Raw genomic sequence first — 15,119 nt, 5'->3', positions numbered from 1 at the left:
TTCATGCCCCTCGAATTCGAACCGAAACTTCACCATTCCCCAGCGAAGCGCCAGCGATGTCGGGAAACTCTCGATCGATCGCTTTTCGTTGTGCCCGCCTTTCGTCCTCCGAGCGGCATTCCTTCAGCAGATCAATGAGCGTCTGACGTTCAAGGAGATGTTTTCGCATCGCCGCTTCATTGAGCTTTGGATCCTGAGGGACCCAGTACGCCGATGGAATGGCGCTTTCATCCGTGACGATGACCCGAGGATCAACGTCAAATGCGCGGACATGCGCCAGTGGGTGTCGATAGACCCTCCCCGGCAGTTCGGTAACAACGCTAGCCAACAGCATTCGCAGTCGAGATACCCTGTCCTCCAGGCGTTTTCTTCGATCTGCTAGTTTCCTTTGGTAACTTTTTAGCCCCTCGCAGTCCGCCTGGTCGATCTGGATGATTTCAACCATCTTGCCGATAAAGCGATCGACATCCGTTTCTCCCTCGATCATTCCCTCAAGAAGATCACTGTCGTCCTCTCCACAAATTTCCTTCAGGTGAGAAATTTGCGCGCGGAACTCCGATGCCATTACGACACTAGTACGCTCTTTCATCGAGACACCTCTTACCTGTCGGAAGTTATCTGCGAGTTTTCTGTTTTACTTATCGATTAACGCTCGACGCGGATCAGCAGTCAACTAAACACAGCGTCACTCTTTGAGATATCTGTTATGACATGCTTAATTTTTAAGGATGTTACTGCGAGGTATTCTCGCGATGGCAGTATCGTTGGACACATTAGACGACGCAGACGCCTGTCGATGCGCCTCAGAACCGACCATCGAAACACGAACGAACTCGGGAACATGCAGGTAAATGGTAGGCAAAGGCGGTTGTTGAGACGCGTATGTCCAGCTTCCCCAACCGCCGCTTCCGACAATCCGACGGAGTTTCTCCGAGCTTGCGCAAACCAACAGCACCCGCCTCTGTGGGAGGTGGTCTTCCTTGTTGGCGGAACTCGCCGTGCATATTGGCACACTGTCGATATGGCTTACGTCAACGCGCAACGGATTTGGCGCTGCGATCCGTACCTACCGTCGACGCGCATAATTTTGAGTACAAACCAACCCGTGATCGCTTAGATCATTCAAGACGGACGTGACAGATCGAAGTGTGTCGCAATTAAGCCAGTGCCGGCATATTTAGAATGAAATATTCCGGGTATTTCCTTTCGGGAAATCGAAATTTTTCTGGCAATGGTATTAGATGTGATTTTGACAGAGCGGCCTGATACTCTATTCCGTAGTCTTCATCTTCTTCGCTTTGCTCCGGCATCGCCCTCGACATTTTCGGACCATCGTAGGCGACTCCGAATATCCTGTGAACAATGCAATCTACATATCTTATTATGATCATTCCGCAGATTCCTTCGTATGGTTGCGATCCTGGTCCCGAACCCCGCACCTCCCAAAAAAAATTGCGTTCAGATTCACGCTCCGTGAAATAGGCTCCGCCTTGAAGGTACTGCCCGCAAAATTGAAAGCTGCCGATCTGGCGCAACGTATCCAGAAGCTGCTGCCAGCTTTCTCGTTCCGGATGTAGCGCTTGGAACTTCGCCCGGCGGATGACCTTTCCGTTCGAGAGCTTCCATGTCTCATCCGCGCGAGCAATGGCCGAGAGGACCAGCTGCTTAAAGTCCGGATGATTGGCGAGAATGTGCCCGGTCAAGTCTTTCGGGTGGACGCGCTGCATGATGACCAATATCGCGCCACCTTTGCTGTTCAGGCGGGTAGCGACATCAGAGTTATAGAATTTATTGACGGAAGCGCGGCGTTTTTCATTCTTGGCGTGGCTGGGCGACAGCGGGTCATCGACGATGATGAGATCGGCGCCGCGGCCGCTAAATTGATGCCCGATGGTGGCAAAGCGAATAGCACCGCCTTGTGGCAGCGCAATGCCCGAGGCGGTCTGATCGAAGCGAACATGCGGGAAGATGCCTCGATAGCGCGACGATGACATAAGCCGTCGCAGCTTTGCGAGGAGCTCAATCCCAAGGCCTGGGTTACCCAATACGATGAGAATTTGTTTTTTCGGATCGTTGCCTAACAGGAATGCTGGCAACGCAATCGAACCGCAAAACGATTTCAGCGAACGTGGTGGTGCATTGAGAATGAGGCGCCCGTGCTCACCTTTAGCAATGCCGGCAAGTTCGTCAGCCATGACGTCGATGTGCCAATTGGCCAGCCATTGGGCATTGTGGAGCTCGCGATACACGAACTCTGTGAACGATGGAAAGTGCGAACGATAAAGTTCCTTAATCAGCTCGGTCATGTCCATCGCCATCGACTTCCTCCCTGTGTTGGAGTTCTGGTTCCAAGAATTCTGGTTCTATCGGTTTGGCGAATTGTCCTATGAAGGCTCGGAACGCGGCGTCGTCCTCGGCTGTCCTTACAAACGGATCTACTGGCGTCGATACATCAATGATTTTCACTAGCAGTGCACGAGCCTGATTTTTTCCTGCGATCGCATCATTCACCAAACTGATGACAAGAGCTTCACGTTTCGTGATCTTGGTTTCTCGACCGTTTTCACGAACGACTATGAGCTTATCCAGCTCCATGGCCAGCAAGGTGCTCGCGTTCTTGACCTTCGGAGGCCGTCCCCTTGCATTGCCGGACTGGCCTTTCTTGAATCTGTACTTGACCGGTGGATTCTTAAATCCGACTTTCTTATCCATACTCAGACCTGCTTGTGTTTTTCGCGCTGTTTGCGAATCTGTGAAAGCGGCGTCATCTCGGGCAAGAGCTTTGGTTCAACACCAGTCCGGTCCTGGAACCTACGCATGGTCACATCGACAAATTTTGGTTCGATCTCAATCAGGCATGCACGACGGCCAATAAGCTCGGCCGCTATGAGCGTCGTGCCAGAGCCACCGAACGGATCGAGAACCAAACCGCCAGGATTTGTCGCATCTCGGATCGCATCGGCGATCATCATGAGAGGCTTTACCGTAGGGTGATCGGCAAGATCGCGTTTGCGCATCTTGGAAAAGCTCGAAGCGCCCGCGTATTGCCAAACGTTCGATCGGTAGCGTCCCATGCGGCCAAGCTGCACGTTGTTGATATGAGCGGCGTCGCCATTCTTGAAAACCGCGATCAGCTCATGTTGGCTTCTGTAGTGCGAGCCAAGCCCAGCATTGGGCTTTATCCAGGCGATTATGTTGAGAAGCTTGGAATACACCTCCTCACCAATGCCGGTCAGCAGGCCGATCATCCGCCAATCGCTGAACACGTAATGCAGCGAGCCGTTGCGAGAGTTCTGCCGCGCCAGCGACAGCCCGGTTGAAAGAAACTCTCGAAATTCGTTTCGGGACATCTCGCCTGAGGCCATCTCAAAGTCGGCGTGCTTGACTGATCCCTTGCCGCTTACGTTACCAGCGATGGGAACGTTGAAAGGCGGATCGGCGACGACAGCATCGGCGAGTTCGGCACCCAGAACCGCGTGATAGCTGCCCACCTCACGAGCATCGCCGCAGACAATTCGGTGGATGCCCAGCGCCCAGATGTCTCCACCTTGCGTAACCGGATCACTGGGCGGAGCGGGCACCTCGTCCTCCTGGTCAGCGACGCTTAAAGAGGGCGTGACCAGCTTATCAATCTCAATGGCATCGAACCCGGTCAGAGAAAGATCGAAGTCTGTTGTAATCAGGCCTTTAAGCTCTTCGGCGAGCAACTCAACCGACCAAACCGAATCCAGCGCCAGCTTATTATCGGCCAACCGGAGCGCGCGTTTCTGAACGTCGGACAGTCCCATTAGGCGGATCACGGGAATTCCCTGTAGGCGCAGCTGCTTGGCCGCAGCCACGCGGCCGTGCCCGGCGATGATTTCGCCGTCCTCGTCAATCAGGGGCGGGTTGGTGAAACCATACTCGGCGATGCTGGCAGCAATCCTGGCAACCTGCTTTTTGGAATGGATTCTCGCGTTGCGCGCATAGGGACGCAGCGCGGTCACGTCCATCATTTCCATCTTGGTTACGCTGCCCGACATTGCCGCCTGCTCCGCCACCACCACCAGAAATTCTATCCTACATATCGGAATTTTATAAAAAGAATCCCGCATGTCAAGCATACTTCTTTACGAATTTTTTAGTATTGGAAGGATTTGTGGATGCTATTAGATGTATGTTGACTAATACGAGATTTCGATCCCAGTTATCGGCACCTTATACCGGTGTTATATTTCGCTGCAATTCTTGTATGGTCATCAGGTTGAACAGATATTTGAAATCCTTCCGAGAACCTCGCTATTTAACCACTATGAGTTAGCGCGCATTGATTCCCGGTCAGTTTCCGTGAAATCGAGAAGGGAAATAGCCGCGGTGAATTATCGCGAATTGAGCCCGGCCAGTTTGTGGCGAATAGCCATAGGTCAGGCGGGAACAAAACCGTTTGCGGAGATCTCGAGATTACGCGTGGCGCCGCGAACAAAGTTCGGGCCGCGAGCTTCAAACGCCCCTGCCCTGCGAGTCAAAAGCAATCTCGAAGTTTGAACTCGTCTGCTGACAGGCGTTGAGCAGCCGTTAAAGTTTGAGCAATCGCGTTAGCAGCGGGAAAGCGGCCTGTTGTATTTTAGCAGAATGCGCGACATAAAATGCAAGCCCGTTTCAAGACCTCCAGCCTGGCAGGGAGCCTGCCTCCGCGAACCGATGGCCTTGCCGATTATTTTCCTTGGGCGGAGCTGCGGGTACCGGCGATTTGCCAACGAATTCTCCAATGCCTATACGGCGGCTGAGCCGGGAGCCGCTTGCAAGGTCAATGGTAACATCTCGATCCAGGGCGGGGAGCGCATCCATCATGTGCCCGGTCAAAAATTCTATTCGCAAACTATCATCCGACCGGAATTCGGAGAGCGCTGGTTCAGAGGCGCAAGCACGACGGGCGGGTTGGCGAAGATCCAAGCGATGAGTCGAGCTAACAGCGATGAGGCCTACGTGTTGGCCATCTGCGATGAGGTTTTCGGAGCAATATCCGAAAAGTAAAGACGCTTCGAGTTCCTACGCGGTGATCCCGGCAAGAACGGCGTTCGCCGCAAGCTTCCGGTTGACGCATACTATTCGGGTCTGAGCATCGCCATCGAGTATCGGGAGCAACGGCACGCGAAAGCCGTGGCTCACTTCGACAAGCCAAATCGTCTGACGCTTAGCGGCTCCATCGCGGTGAGCAGAGTCGTCTCTACGATCAACGCCGCCGTGACGTACTGCCGGCAAATGGAATCCGGCTGATCGAAATCGATTGTACCGATCTCGCCTACAACAACAGAAACCGGCTTGTGCGTGACCGGGTTCAGGACCGCCAAGTGATCGAAGGGATGCTGTGACCACTTCGAATTGCCGGTCGCTACGTGCCGCTTGCCCCAGCCCCCAACATCTCGCCAGTGATCTGCATATCGGCGCCAAGGCTGTGCAGCCAGAGCTAATCGAAGCAAGCCAAAACTAGCCGAGCACAAGAGCTCGCAACCGTCACACCCAAGCATCTGGCGCTCGTGGATTTGTCACCCTGCGCATCACTGTTATGCCGATTTCTATCCCTGATGGCTCAAAGAAAAGTCCCTGTTGAATTGAGCAGGGAATTTTTCTGATATCTTTCTCATGTTATTGGACAATTCCAAGCGGAGACCGCCCAAAACAAGCGTTTCCTGGCCAAGATCCCTGTATATTGCGCTCGAACAGGGATAACGCCCACCGCGCTCTGACACCTGCCGCATGAGCCTTACTCGGCCGGCGCTGCGCCGATCTGGCCGGCGACTTCCTGATCCAGATCCGTGAGGAATTCAGTGATGCGCGCGGCATTGTCGCCAAGGTCATGGCGGCCGTAACGCGAGGCGGAGCGCATGTCGACGATGACCGTGTCGCCGTCATCCGTGACGCGAATGGCGACGTCGGCGGGAAGGCCAAGAACGAAACTCGAGGCGACGGCGGTGATGGTCACCTCCGTCTGTCCGGCGAGTTCGGGATAAGGCTCCGAAAGGTCCCAGCCGCGCCGGTCGAGCACGGTTTCAACAGCATTGACGACGGTCTCGAACGGCAGGTCGTAGCTGCGTGCGGTGACCAATGGATAGCTGTCCGTCTGCAACGTCTGCTCACCCGGCGTCGACGGGGACACTGCGTTCATGTCCTTGGTCCGGTCACTGACATCGAGCGCGGGCGGTTCATCGAAATCAGTCGAAATGTCCCGCAGCGGCGGATAGATCGTCGCCCAGTAGGCGGCAACGCCGTAGGGAGTGAGCACCAGCAGCGCCAGTAAGGCGCCGACGGTGAGATCACGGCCACCACGGTCACCAAAATTCCACAGCCTTGCAAAGGCCAGGCCGGCAAACAGCAGCGCCAGCGCCGCCAGCAGGGCAGCAATGCCCAGCACCCACAGGAAGACCGGCGTTTGGACGAGGCCGAAGCGATGGCCGACAAAGTTCGTCAGCAAAAGCACCGCCGAAAAGGCGCCCGTGCGCCGCGACCAGCCGGCAGCCTTCGACGTTTGCCGTTCGGGAATGCTAACCATTCTTCTCTGCGCTGCCCCAACCCGGATGGAGGTTTAGTGCCTTTTTGCGGAAACACGCAACATCCTGTCAATCCGTCGGCAAGCGATAGTCCCTGAACTGCTGACGCAAGGTGATCTTCTGGATCTTCCCTGTGGCGGTGTGCGGTATCTCGCCGACGAACGCGACGTCGTCCGGCATCCACCATTTGGCCACCTTGCCATCCATGAAATCGAGAATTCCGGCCTTGGTCGGTTGCTTGCCCGGCTTGGCAACGACGACCAACAGGGGCCGCTCGCCCCATTTCGAATGCTTGACGCCGATGGCCGCGGCTTCCGCCACATCGGGATGGCCAACGGCCAGATTCTCCAGGTCGATGGTCGAAATCCATTCGCCGCCGGACTTGATGACGTCCTTGGCACGGTCGGTGATCTGCATGTAGCCGCCGGCATCGATATGGGCGACGTCTCCAGTGTCGAACCAGCCGTCCACGTCGAACTGCTCCGCGCCCGCACCGCCATAATAGGCGCGGGCGACGGCCGGGCCGCGCACCTTCAGCCGGCCGAACGTTTTGCCGTCCCAGGGCTGAGGATTGTTCTCGTCGTCGGTCACCTTCATTTCGACGCCGAAAGGCGGGTAACCCTGCTTGCTCTGGACGTCGAGCCGAGCCTCGCCTTCCAGGCCGGCATAGTCCGGCTTCAAGGTGCACAGCGTGCCGAGCGGCGACATTTCGGTCATGCCCCAGGCATGGATGACCTGGACACCGTAATCGTCCTGGAATTTCGTCATGATCGCGCGCGGGCACGACGAGCCGCCGATCACGACCTTGCCCAGATGGGGAAGCGTCTTGCCAGTCTCCTCCAGATATTGCAGCAGCATCATCCACACGGTCGGCACGGCGGCGCTGAACGTCACCTTTTCCTGATCGAGCAATTCATAGATCGAGGCGCCGTCCATCTTGCAGCCTGGCATGACCAGCTTGGCGCCGATCATCGGGCCGCTCTGGCCAAGACCCCAGGCATTGGCGTGGAACATCGGCACCACCGGCAGAACCGTGTCGCGCGACGACAGGCCCATGGCGTCGGGCATGGCCGCGATCATGGCGTGCAGCACGTTCGAGCGATGACTGTAGACGACCCCCTTGGGATCGCCCGTCGTGCCCGACGTGTAGCACATGCCGGCGGCGGTGCCTTCGTCGAAGCTCCTCCAGGCGAAATCGCCATCGACCTCTCCGAGCCACTCCTCATAGGCGACGGCGTCGGGCAGGGTCGTTTGCGGCATGTGCGCCTTGTCGGTGAGCACGATTACCTTCTTCAGCGATTTGACGGCACCGGCAATCTTCTCGAGCAACGGGATGAAGGTGAGGTCGACGAAGACGGCCTTGTCCTCGGCGTGGTTCATGATCCAGACGATCTGTTCGGGAAACAGGCGCGGATTGAGGGTGTGGTAGATAGCACCGATGCCCATGATGCCGTACCAGGCCTCGATGTGGCGGGCGGTGTTCCAGGCCAGGGTGGCGATGCGGTCGCCCAAGGCAAAACCGTCGCGCTCCAGGCGCTGGGCGACCTTGAGGGAACGACGATGAAGGTCGGCATAGGTGGTGCGCACGATCGGCCCCTCGATCGAACGCGACACGATCTCCCGCGCACCATGCTGCCGCTCGGCGTTGTCGATCAGTTTGTGGCACAGCAGCGGCCATTCCTGCATCAGTCCCAGCATGCCGGGTTCCTCCTCACGCTTTTCGCGGTGCGCTTTTGATCGCATTGTGAAGCGAACCGGGGAATTGTCCAGCGTCCACAAACGCAGCGGACGAAAGTCGGAGTTCGATCTGTATCGGCAAACGATTGAATCCGGAGGGCTTTTTGATTTCGTTTGGCGACCCTGCCGATCGAATGGCAGGAGCTTCAAACAGATTCCATCGGCGCAAACTCCTCGTGATCGGACCAACAGCAAAAAGTGCCATAATCCGGCCATCGTCGGTGTTAAGCTTCGTTAACGGGCAAAGGGGTGCGATTGGCGACTGAAAGAGGTTCGCATGGACGCGCTCGACGATAAGGTTCTCGAGAGTACGCTTGCCGAAAGCCTGGCCGATCTGGTGCCGGACGAAAAGACCGTTTCCGAAGACGAGTTCGTCGAAGTTGTCGGCGGCGCGCTCGAAGCGGTCGGCGGCACACTGCTGTTCAAGATGTGCGTCCAGAACGAAGGCGAAGGCCAGCACGTCGCGGCGGCATCCGTCGGTGATGGCGGCAATCGCCAGTTCCTTCTGCTCACCTTGCCAACCGTCGGAGGGGCGCTGAAGGTCGAGACGATCTCGAGAAGCAGCAACCCGGTGGCGGGCATCGCGGCCGCCTATGCCGGGCTGATGGACGCCTTCAAAACCGCTGCCTGATTTTCCGCTGCCACGCCAAGGCCAGTCTTGCGCCACGCACGGGCGCTTGGTGTCTGCTTGTTTGTGACCACGGGCCTTGTTCTATCCGGTCGCCCACCACACCTAAGGTCGGGGCAAGGAGAACCAGCATGGACAAGATCGCCAACCCGGCACCCGGCTTCCAGCGCAATCCCGACAAGATCATTACGATAGAGCCCTATTCCGGCACCGTCACAATCCGCGCCGGCAGTACGGTCATCGCTTCTTCCGCCAAGGCGAAAGTGCTGACGGAGGCCCCCTACCCCGCCGCCTTCTACATTCCGTTCGCCGACATCGATTTTGACAAGCTCAGCCGAACGGATCACGCGACGCACTGCCCCTACAAGGGTGATGCCAGCTATTGGAGCGTGCTGCCGGCGGGCGAAGCGGGCAAGGACGCGATGTGGGCCTATCGGCAGCCCTTCGACGAGATGACCGACATCCGCGACCACGGCGCGTTCTACGCCAGCAAGGTCAGCATCGAGGCCAAGCCGGACTGAACGCTTCGGCTTGAAGACACTCAGGGGCATTGATATTCGGGTGATGCCGGCCCTTAGTCGGTGGTGCCGTGATTACCTGTTCCGTCGGCATCGTCGAGGCGCACGAAGGTCATGCCCTTGTCCTTGAGCGCCAGCAGGCCCTGAACCACGCCCTCGCCGGCGGCATGGGTCGGCTGATTGATGTGGGAGATGATGACATCACCGTCCTTGGCGGCGGCGATGCGCCTGGCCGTTTCCTTGGCGCCGAGCAGCGAGCCACCGTCGCCATTGATCGAGAAGCCGGCAATCTTGAAGCCGAGCTTGCGGATCATCGCAATGGCCGAGGGACTGTATTCGGCTGTTGCGCCACGGAACCATTTCGGCGCCGGTTCGCCGGTCGTGGCCAGAGCCGCGGCCCCCGATTCGACTTCGGCAAGGACTGCTTCCGGGCTGCCGGCGCTGCGTATGCCATAGATCTTCTGTGGCGTGTCGACCGCCGGGATATGCCGGCCACCGTGATTTTCCAGCTCGAACAGGTCGGGATGCGCCCGCATGATCGCGACGGCCTCGGCGTTGCGCTTCAGCCAGATGCCGGTGACGAAAATGGTAGCCGGTATCTTGTTGTCCACCAACGCCGAGAGAATGCGCGTGTCGGTCTTGCCGCCGCAGGCATCGAGCGTGAGTGCAACGCGACCGGTTCCGCTTGCAGCCGGCTTGATGTGCAGCGTGGGTTCGACCAGCGGCGTGGCATGGGCGCTGGATATCAGCGCCACCGACATGGCCATCATGCAGAGATGTCTTTGCGGCAAATGCATCGAACCAAGTTCCCGACCGGCGGTTTCAAGCCGACATCCCAAGACCCGCATGAAGGCGGAAATCGGACGAGGGATAGCAGAAAAACGCCTGGCGCGGCAATTTGACCTCCCACTTGGTCGACGAGCCGTTCAGCGACAGTCTTGCCGTTCCATCGCCCTCAGACAGCGCGTTCATTTTTCAGCTCGGTGCGCGCGAGAATTTCGCGCGCCGCTTCGACAACCGGCTTCACCTCCAGGCGCCAAACGCAGCACGCCTTGCTGGGATCGGTTCGGCGACACAAATCCTTGGCCACGCAGTCACATGGCATTGACGGCCGAAGCGCGATGCTGGGCACGCCGACAGGTCCCCAGCGTGACGGATGCGTCAGGCCGAAAAGGCCGACAACCGGGGTGCCGGCGGCAGCGGCCATATGCATCGGCCCGCTTTCATTGCCCAGAAACAGCCGAGCCTGTTCCAGGACGGCCAGTAGGGTCTCGAGCGACAGCGCTCCGACCAGGTCCACCACCGGCGTCGCCGTCTCGGCAACGATCCGCGCGGCGGTTTCACCTTCACCCGGCCCTCCCACCAGGACGATGCCCAGTCCGGTTTCGGCCGCAATCTGGTCAATCGCCTCGGCAAACCGTTCCGGCTGCCACTGCCGGCCCTTGAAACTCGCGCCTGCGTGGACAGCGACGAAGGCGTTCGGACGGATGTGGTGCGTGCCCAGAAGCGCCAAGGCTTTCGCGGCCTCGAATGGCGGCGGCTGGAGGCTCGGTACCGTCACCCGCAGATCGATGCCGAGCGCTTCAAGAGGGGAGAGATAGCGATAAACAAAATGCTGGCCGCCAAACCCGAATGGTTTGGCAAACACATTGGCGGGCTGCCGCTCCAGCAGCTTCAGAGGCCTTTCCGGGGGATTGTAGCCGACGCGCGTCTTTGCGTTGACCAAGCCGCTGATAAGCCGAGAGGTCTTCGAATCGGTCAGGTCGATCGTCAAATCGAAGCAGAAGCCGCGCAGCGCCTTCACCGTTGCGTAGAGCTCTTTTCCGCGCTCCAGCGGGGTGCCCCGCGCGCGAGCCCGCCTGAACGGAACCACCTCCGAAGCGATGCCATGCGCAATCACGAAGCTCTCCAAGTGCGCTTCGCAGAGGAACACGATCCTGGCACCGGGGAATTCGAGCCGAAGGTTCCTGGCGAGGGTCGAAGCGAGGACGATATCGCCTATGAACTTCGTTTGAATGATCAGGATCGAGCGGAACGGAGCGGGTGAAATCTGCAACATATGTTTCCGGAGACGTTTGGCGATCATCACGAAATTGGTCAGAAACAATGGCGAGATTGTGCGATACCTCTAGCACGTTCGCGTGAGTTTTCATACAAAACCGTAAGCTCGGACCGGTCTATCCACGCCCCGTGGCCGTCTGCACCGCAGCCTGCGCCGCTGCCAGTCTGGCGATCGGCACGCGGTAGGGCGAGCAGGAGACGTAGTCGAGCCCGACCTCCTCGCAGAAGCGGATCGACGAGGGATCGCCGCCATGTTCGCCGCAGATGCCGAGCTTGATGTCGGGTCGCGTCGCCCTGCCCTTCTGCGCCGCCATGCGCACCAGTTCGCCGACGCCCTCAATGTCGAGCGAAACGAACGGATCCTGCTCGATGATGCCTTTCTGGCGATACGTCTCCAGGAAGGAGGCGGCATCGTCGCGCGAGATGCCGAAGGTGGTCTGGGTGAGGTCGTTGGTGCCGAAGGAGAAGAACTCGGCCGACTCGGCAATGACATGGGCGCGGATCGCCGCGCGGGGAAGCTCAATCATGGTCCCAGTCAGGTAATCGATGTTGACGCCGCTCTCGTCCATGACGCTCTTGGCGACGGCGTCGATGCGTGCCTTCACAAAATCGAGTTCCTTCGCCAGACCGACCAGCGGCACCATGATCTCGGGGACGACCAGCGCGCCGGCTTTCTTGCCGGCCTCGACTGCCGCCTCGAAAATGGCGCGCGCCTGCATCTCGGCGATCTCGGGGTAGGAGACGGCGAGCCGGCAGCCGCGATGGCCTAGCATCGGGTTGAATTCGTGCAGGGCCTCGGTGCGCTGCCTGAGCTTGTCTGCCGACACGTTCATGGCGGCCGCGACTTCGGCGACTTCCGCTTCGGTCTTGGGCAGGAATTCGTGCAGCGGCGGATCGAGCAGGCGGATCGTCACCGGCAGGCCGGCCATGATCTCGAACAGCTCCAGGAAATCCGAGCGCTGCATGGGCAGAAGCTTGGCCAGCGCCGCGCGGCGATCCTTCTCGGTGTCGGCCAGGATCATCTCGCGCATGGCGACGATGCGGGCGCCGTCGAAGAACATGTGCTCGGTGCGGCATAGCCCGATGCCCTCGGCGCCGAAGGAGCGCGCCATGCGGGCATCGAGCGGCGTTTCGGCATTGGTGCGCACCTTCATGCGGCGTACCGCGTCCGCCCATTCCATGATGGCGGCGAAATCGCCGGACAATTCCGGCTGCAGCATCGCCACGGCGCCCTTGAGCACCTGGCCGTTGCCGCCGTCGATGGTGATGATGTCGCCCTTGCGGAAGGTCTGCCCCATCGAGACCAGCGTGCCTGCCTTGTAGTCGACGCGCAGCGAGCCGGCTCCCGACACGCAAGGCTTGCCCATGCCGCGCGCGACGACCGCTGCGTGGCTGGTCATGCCGCCGCGCGTGGTCAGGATGCCTTCGGCCGCATGCATGCCATGGATATCTTCCGGACTGGTCTCGATACGCACCAGGATCGCCTTGCGCCCCTGCGTCTTCAGATCCTCGGCATCGCCGGAAGAAAAGACGATCTCGCCGGTGGCAGCACCCGGAGACGCCGGCAGCCCGACGCCGATGATGTCTCGTGCGGCCTTTGGGTCGATGGTCGGGTGGAGCAATTGGTCAAGAGAAGCAGGATCGATGCGTGCGACGGCTTCTTGCTTCGTGATCAGGCCGTCCCTTGCCATTTCAACCGCGATCCTGAGCGCCGCCTTGGCGGTCCGCTTGCCGGACCGGGTCTGCAGCATCCACAATTTACCGCGCTCGATGGTGAATTCGAGATCCTGCATGTCGCGGTAGTGCTTTTCCAGGCTGTCGGAGATGGTGACGAAGGACTGGAAGGCATCCGGCATCAGCTTCTGCAGCGAAGGCTTGTCGGAACCGGCCGCGATGCGCGCCGCCTCGGTGATGTTCTGCGGCGTGCGGATGCCGGCGACGACATCCTCGCCCTGCGCATTCACCAGGAACTCTCCATAAAGCATTTTTTCACCGGTCGAGGGGTTGCGGGTGAAGGCAACGCCGGTGGCCGAGGTCTCGCCCATATTGCCAAACACCATGGCCTGGACATTGACCGCCGTGCCCCAGCTTTCCGGGATATCGTGCAGACGCCGGTAGGTGATGGCCCGGTTGTTCATCCAGCTTGAAAACACCGCGCCGATCGCGCCCCAGAGTTGCTCGTGCGGATCCTGCGGGAACGGCCTGCCGAGTTCCTCCTCGACCTTGGCCTTGTAGAGCGCGATGACGCCTTGCCATTCGATCGCCGTCAGTTCGGTATCGAGCTCGTGGCCGAGGCTGGCTTTCTGGTCTTCCAGGATTTCCTCGAACACCTCGTGATCGAGGCCCATGACGACATCGGAATACATCTGGATGAAACGGCGGTAGCTGTCATAGGCAAAGCGCGCATCGCCGGAATCGGCGGCCAGCGCCTCGACTGTCTCGTCGTTCAATCCGAGATTGAGCACGGTGTCCATCATGCCGGGCATCGACGCCCGGGCGCCGGAACGCACCGAAACCAGGAGCAGCTTCGACGGGTCGCCGAACCGGCGGCCAGTCAGCCGGCCGATATGGTCGAGGGCGACTGCGACATCAGCCTCCAATCCCGCCGGGTGGGTGCGACCGTTGGCATAATAGGCATTGCAGACCTCGGTGGTGATCGTAAAGCCCGGCGGCACTGGCAGCCCCAGGCTGCACATCTCGGCCAGGTTGGCGCCCTTTCCGCCCAGCAGATTCTTGTCGCTGGCACGGCCTTCCGCCGCACCATCGCCAAAGGTGAAAACCCATTTGGTCATGCTTGCTCTCCGGTTGCAGGAGATTGGAAAGATTGGCGAAACGCAAAGTTCCATCCGTGCCCGACTTTGGAGCGATATGATGCTGCAGTGCGAAAGGCAAGGCGTCGGCAAGCCGTTCGGCCGCTACAATCGATTAAGAAAAAACTCCGCCTGGGCCTGTGGCAAAAAGACTTGCCACCTCACGGCTCGACGTCTAGAACATAAAGGGAACAAGAGGTGCGTCATGAAACAGCCTGGAAAACTGGACTATCTGGAAATGCCGGCGACCGGCGGCACGCTGGATCGGTTGAAGGCCTTCTACAGCGCCGCCTTCGCTTGGTCTTTCACAGATTATGGGCCGACCTATTCGGTCTTCGCCGAGGGCCTGGATGGCGGCTTTCAGGCCGATGCCGCGGAAGCACCGGCCAAGCCGTTGCCCGTGCTTTACAGCGACAATCTGGAGGAAACCCTTCGCGCCGTCGAAAGCGCCGGCGGAACGATCGTCAGGCGGATATTCTCATTCCCCGGCGGCCGACGCTTCCACTTCGTCGATCCAGCCGGCAACGAGCTGGCTGTGTGGTCCCACTAGTCCGCTTGTGGATCACCAAGCGCCGATTGCACCGCTGGTCAGCCGAGCGTCTTCGCGGTCGTTCATAAGCATTGTGCTTTTCGGCTGCTCTGCTAATAACGCGCCGCACAGCGACTCTGACGGCTATTGGGGCGTCGCCAAGTGGTAAGGCATCGGTTTTTGGTACCGACATTCCCAGGTTCGAATCCTGGCGCCCCAGCCAAGCGCAGACGGTCCGTTCCGGACACATAGGTTACGGTTTATACCGGAGACATGGGTAACACTTTTGGCCCGAAGGGGTTTTGGAGT

14 protein-coding genes and 1 tRNA gene are annotated in these 15,119 nt (G+C 59.1%); 5 read left to right on the top strand and 10 right to left on the bottom strand.

Annotated elements, in window-relative coordinates; translation table 11 throughout:
- Nucleotide 1: 1 nt before the first annotated feature.
- From FJ543_RS27910 to FJ543_RS27895, 4 genes are all read right to left on the bottom strand, one after another.
- A complete protein-coding gene (locus FJ543_RS27910) occupies nt 2-589 on the bottom strand; it encodes a siphovirus Gp157 family protein (protein ID WP_140878408.1) in 588 nt (195 codons plus the stop codon).
- A gap of 568 nt (nt 590-1,157) precedes the next feature.
- Nucleotides 1,158-2,318 (bottom strand): hypothetical protein, encoded by a 1,161-nt coding sequence (locus FJ543_RS27905; protein ID WP_140878406.1) that lies wholly within the window; start codon nt 2,316-2,318, stop codon nt 1,158-1,160.
- Complete coding sequence (locus FJ543_RS27900) at nt 2,290-2,712, bottom strand: DUF5681 domain-containing protein (protein ID WP_140878404.1); 423 nt, start codon at nt 2,710-2,712, stop codon at nt 2,290-2,292. Before FJ543_RS27900 ends, FJ543_RS27905 begins: the two co-directional genes overlap by 29 nt.
- 2 nt (nt 2,713-2,714) lie before the next feature.
- Nucleotides 2,715-4,094, bottom strand: a complete 1,380-nt coding sequence (locus FJ543_RS27895; RefSeq protein ID WP_181174099.1) for a DNA methyltransferase — start codon at nt 4,092-4,094, stop codon at nt 2,715-2,717.
- Nucleotides 4,095-4,680: 586 nt separating this feature from the next.
- Here FJ543_RS27895 and FJ543_RS27890 point away from each other — a divergent pair.
- The gene (locus tag FJ543_RS27890; RefSeq protein ID WP_140878400.1) at nt 4,681-5,013 is read left to right on the top strand and encodes a hypothetical protein; all 333 of its coding nucleotides are present in this window, start codon (nt 4,681-4,683) and stop codon (nt 5,011-5,013) included.
- 730 nt (nt 5,014-5,743) lie between these two features.
- Here FJ543_RS27890 and FJ543_RS27885 read toward each other — a convergent pair.
- Together FJ543_RS27885 and FJ543_RS27880 are read right to left on the bottom strand one after the other, a co-directional pair.
- Complete coding sequence (locus FJ543_RS27885) at nt 5,744-6,529, bottom strand: DUF1499 domain-containing protein (protein WP_140878398.1); 786 nt, start codon at nt 6,527-6,529, stop codon at nt 5,744-5,746.
- A 67-nt stretch (nt 6,530-6,596) separates the two neighbouring features.
- Nucleotides 6,597-8,225, bottom strand: a complete 1,629-nt coding sequence (locus FJ543_RS27880) for a fatty-acid--CoA ligase (RefSeq protein ID WP_140878396.1) — start codon at nt 8,223-8,225, stop codon at nt 6,597-6,599.
- 316 nt (nt 8,226-8,541) lie between these two features.
- On the opposite strand from FJ543_RS27880, the gene FJ543_RS27875 reads away from it, so the two are divergent.
- Together FJ543_RS27875 and FJ543_RS27870 are read left to right on the top strand one after the other, a co-directional pair.
- Nucleotides 8,542-8,895 (top strand): hypothetical protein, encoded by a 354-nt coding sequence (locus FJ543_RS27875; RefSeq protein ID WP_015318748.1) that lies wholly within the window; start codon nt 8,542-8,544, stop codon nt 8,893-8,895.
- A 128-nt stretch (nt 8,896-9,023) separates the two neighbouring features.
- Nucleotides 9,024-9,413: a DUF427 domain-containing protein gene (locus FJ543_RS27870; protein ID WP_015318749.1), complete on the top strand. Its 390-nt coding sequence runs from the start codon at nt 9,024-9,026 to the stop codon at nt 9,411-9,413.
- 53 nt (nt 9,414-9,466) lie between these two features.
- Here FJ543_RS27870 and FJ543_RS27865 read toward each other — a convergent pair whose 3' ends face one another.
- The 4 genes from FJ543_RS27865 to ppdK form a co-directional block, all read right to left on the bottom strand.
- Nucleotides 9,467-10,207 carry a polysaccharide deacetylase family protein gene (locus tag FJ543_RS27865; protein WP_140878394.1) on the bottom strand — a complete coding sequence of 247 codons (741 nt, stop codon included), beginning with the start codon at nt 10,205-10,207 and terminating at the stop codon, nt 9,467-9,469.
- Between the two features lie 25 nt (nt 10,208-10,232).
- On the bottom strand, nt 10,233-10,382 hold the full coding sequence (locus FJ543_RS31610) for a hypothetical protein (protein WP_015318751.1): 150 nt from the start codon (nt 10,380-10,382) through the stop codon (nt 10,233-10,235).
- Nucleotides 10,366-11,310, bottom strand: a complete 945-nt coding sequence (locus tag FJ543_RS27860; protein WP_246678890.1) for a glycosyltransferase family 9 protein — start codon at nt 11,308-11,310, stop codon at nt 10,366-10,368. Before FJ543_RS27860 ends, FJ543_RS31610 begins: the two co-directional genes overlap by 17 nt.
- A 277-nt stretch (nt 11,311-11,587) precedes the next feature.
- Nucleotides 11,588-14,263 (bottom strand): pyruvate, phosphate dikinase, encoded by a 2,676-nt coding sequence (gene ppdK, locus FJ543_RS27855; RefSeq protein WP_140878390.1) that lies wholly within the window; start codon nt 14,261-14,263, stop codon nt 11,588-11,590.
- Between the two features lie 223 nt (nt 14,264-14,486).
- Between ppdK and FJ543_RS27850 the strand changes: the two genes are divergently transcribed.
- Complete coding sequence (locus tag FJ543_RS27850; RefSeq protein ID WP_140878553.1) at nt 14,487-14,831, top strand: VOC family protein; 345 nt, start codon at nt 14,487-14,489, stop codon at nt 14,829-14,831.
- A gap of 127 nt (nt 14,832-14,958) precedes the next feature.
- Nucleotides 14,959-15,033, top strand: a tRNA-Gln gene (locus tag FJ543_RS27845).
- The last annotated feature ends 86 nt before the right edge of the window (nt 15,034-15,119 follow it).

The sequence above is a fragment of the Mesorhizobium sp. B2-5-7 genome (assembly GCF_006440875.1).
Classification (GTDB): domain Bacteria; phylum Pseudomonadota; class Alphaproteobacteria; order Rhizobiales; family Rhizobiaceae; genus Mesorhizobium; species Mesorhizobium australicum.
Note: the sequence above shows the minus strand (reverse complement) of the source record. Positions and strands in the feature narration are given on the sequence as shown.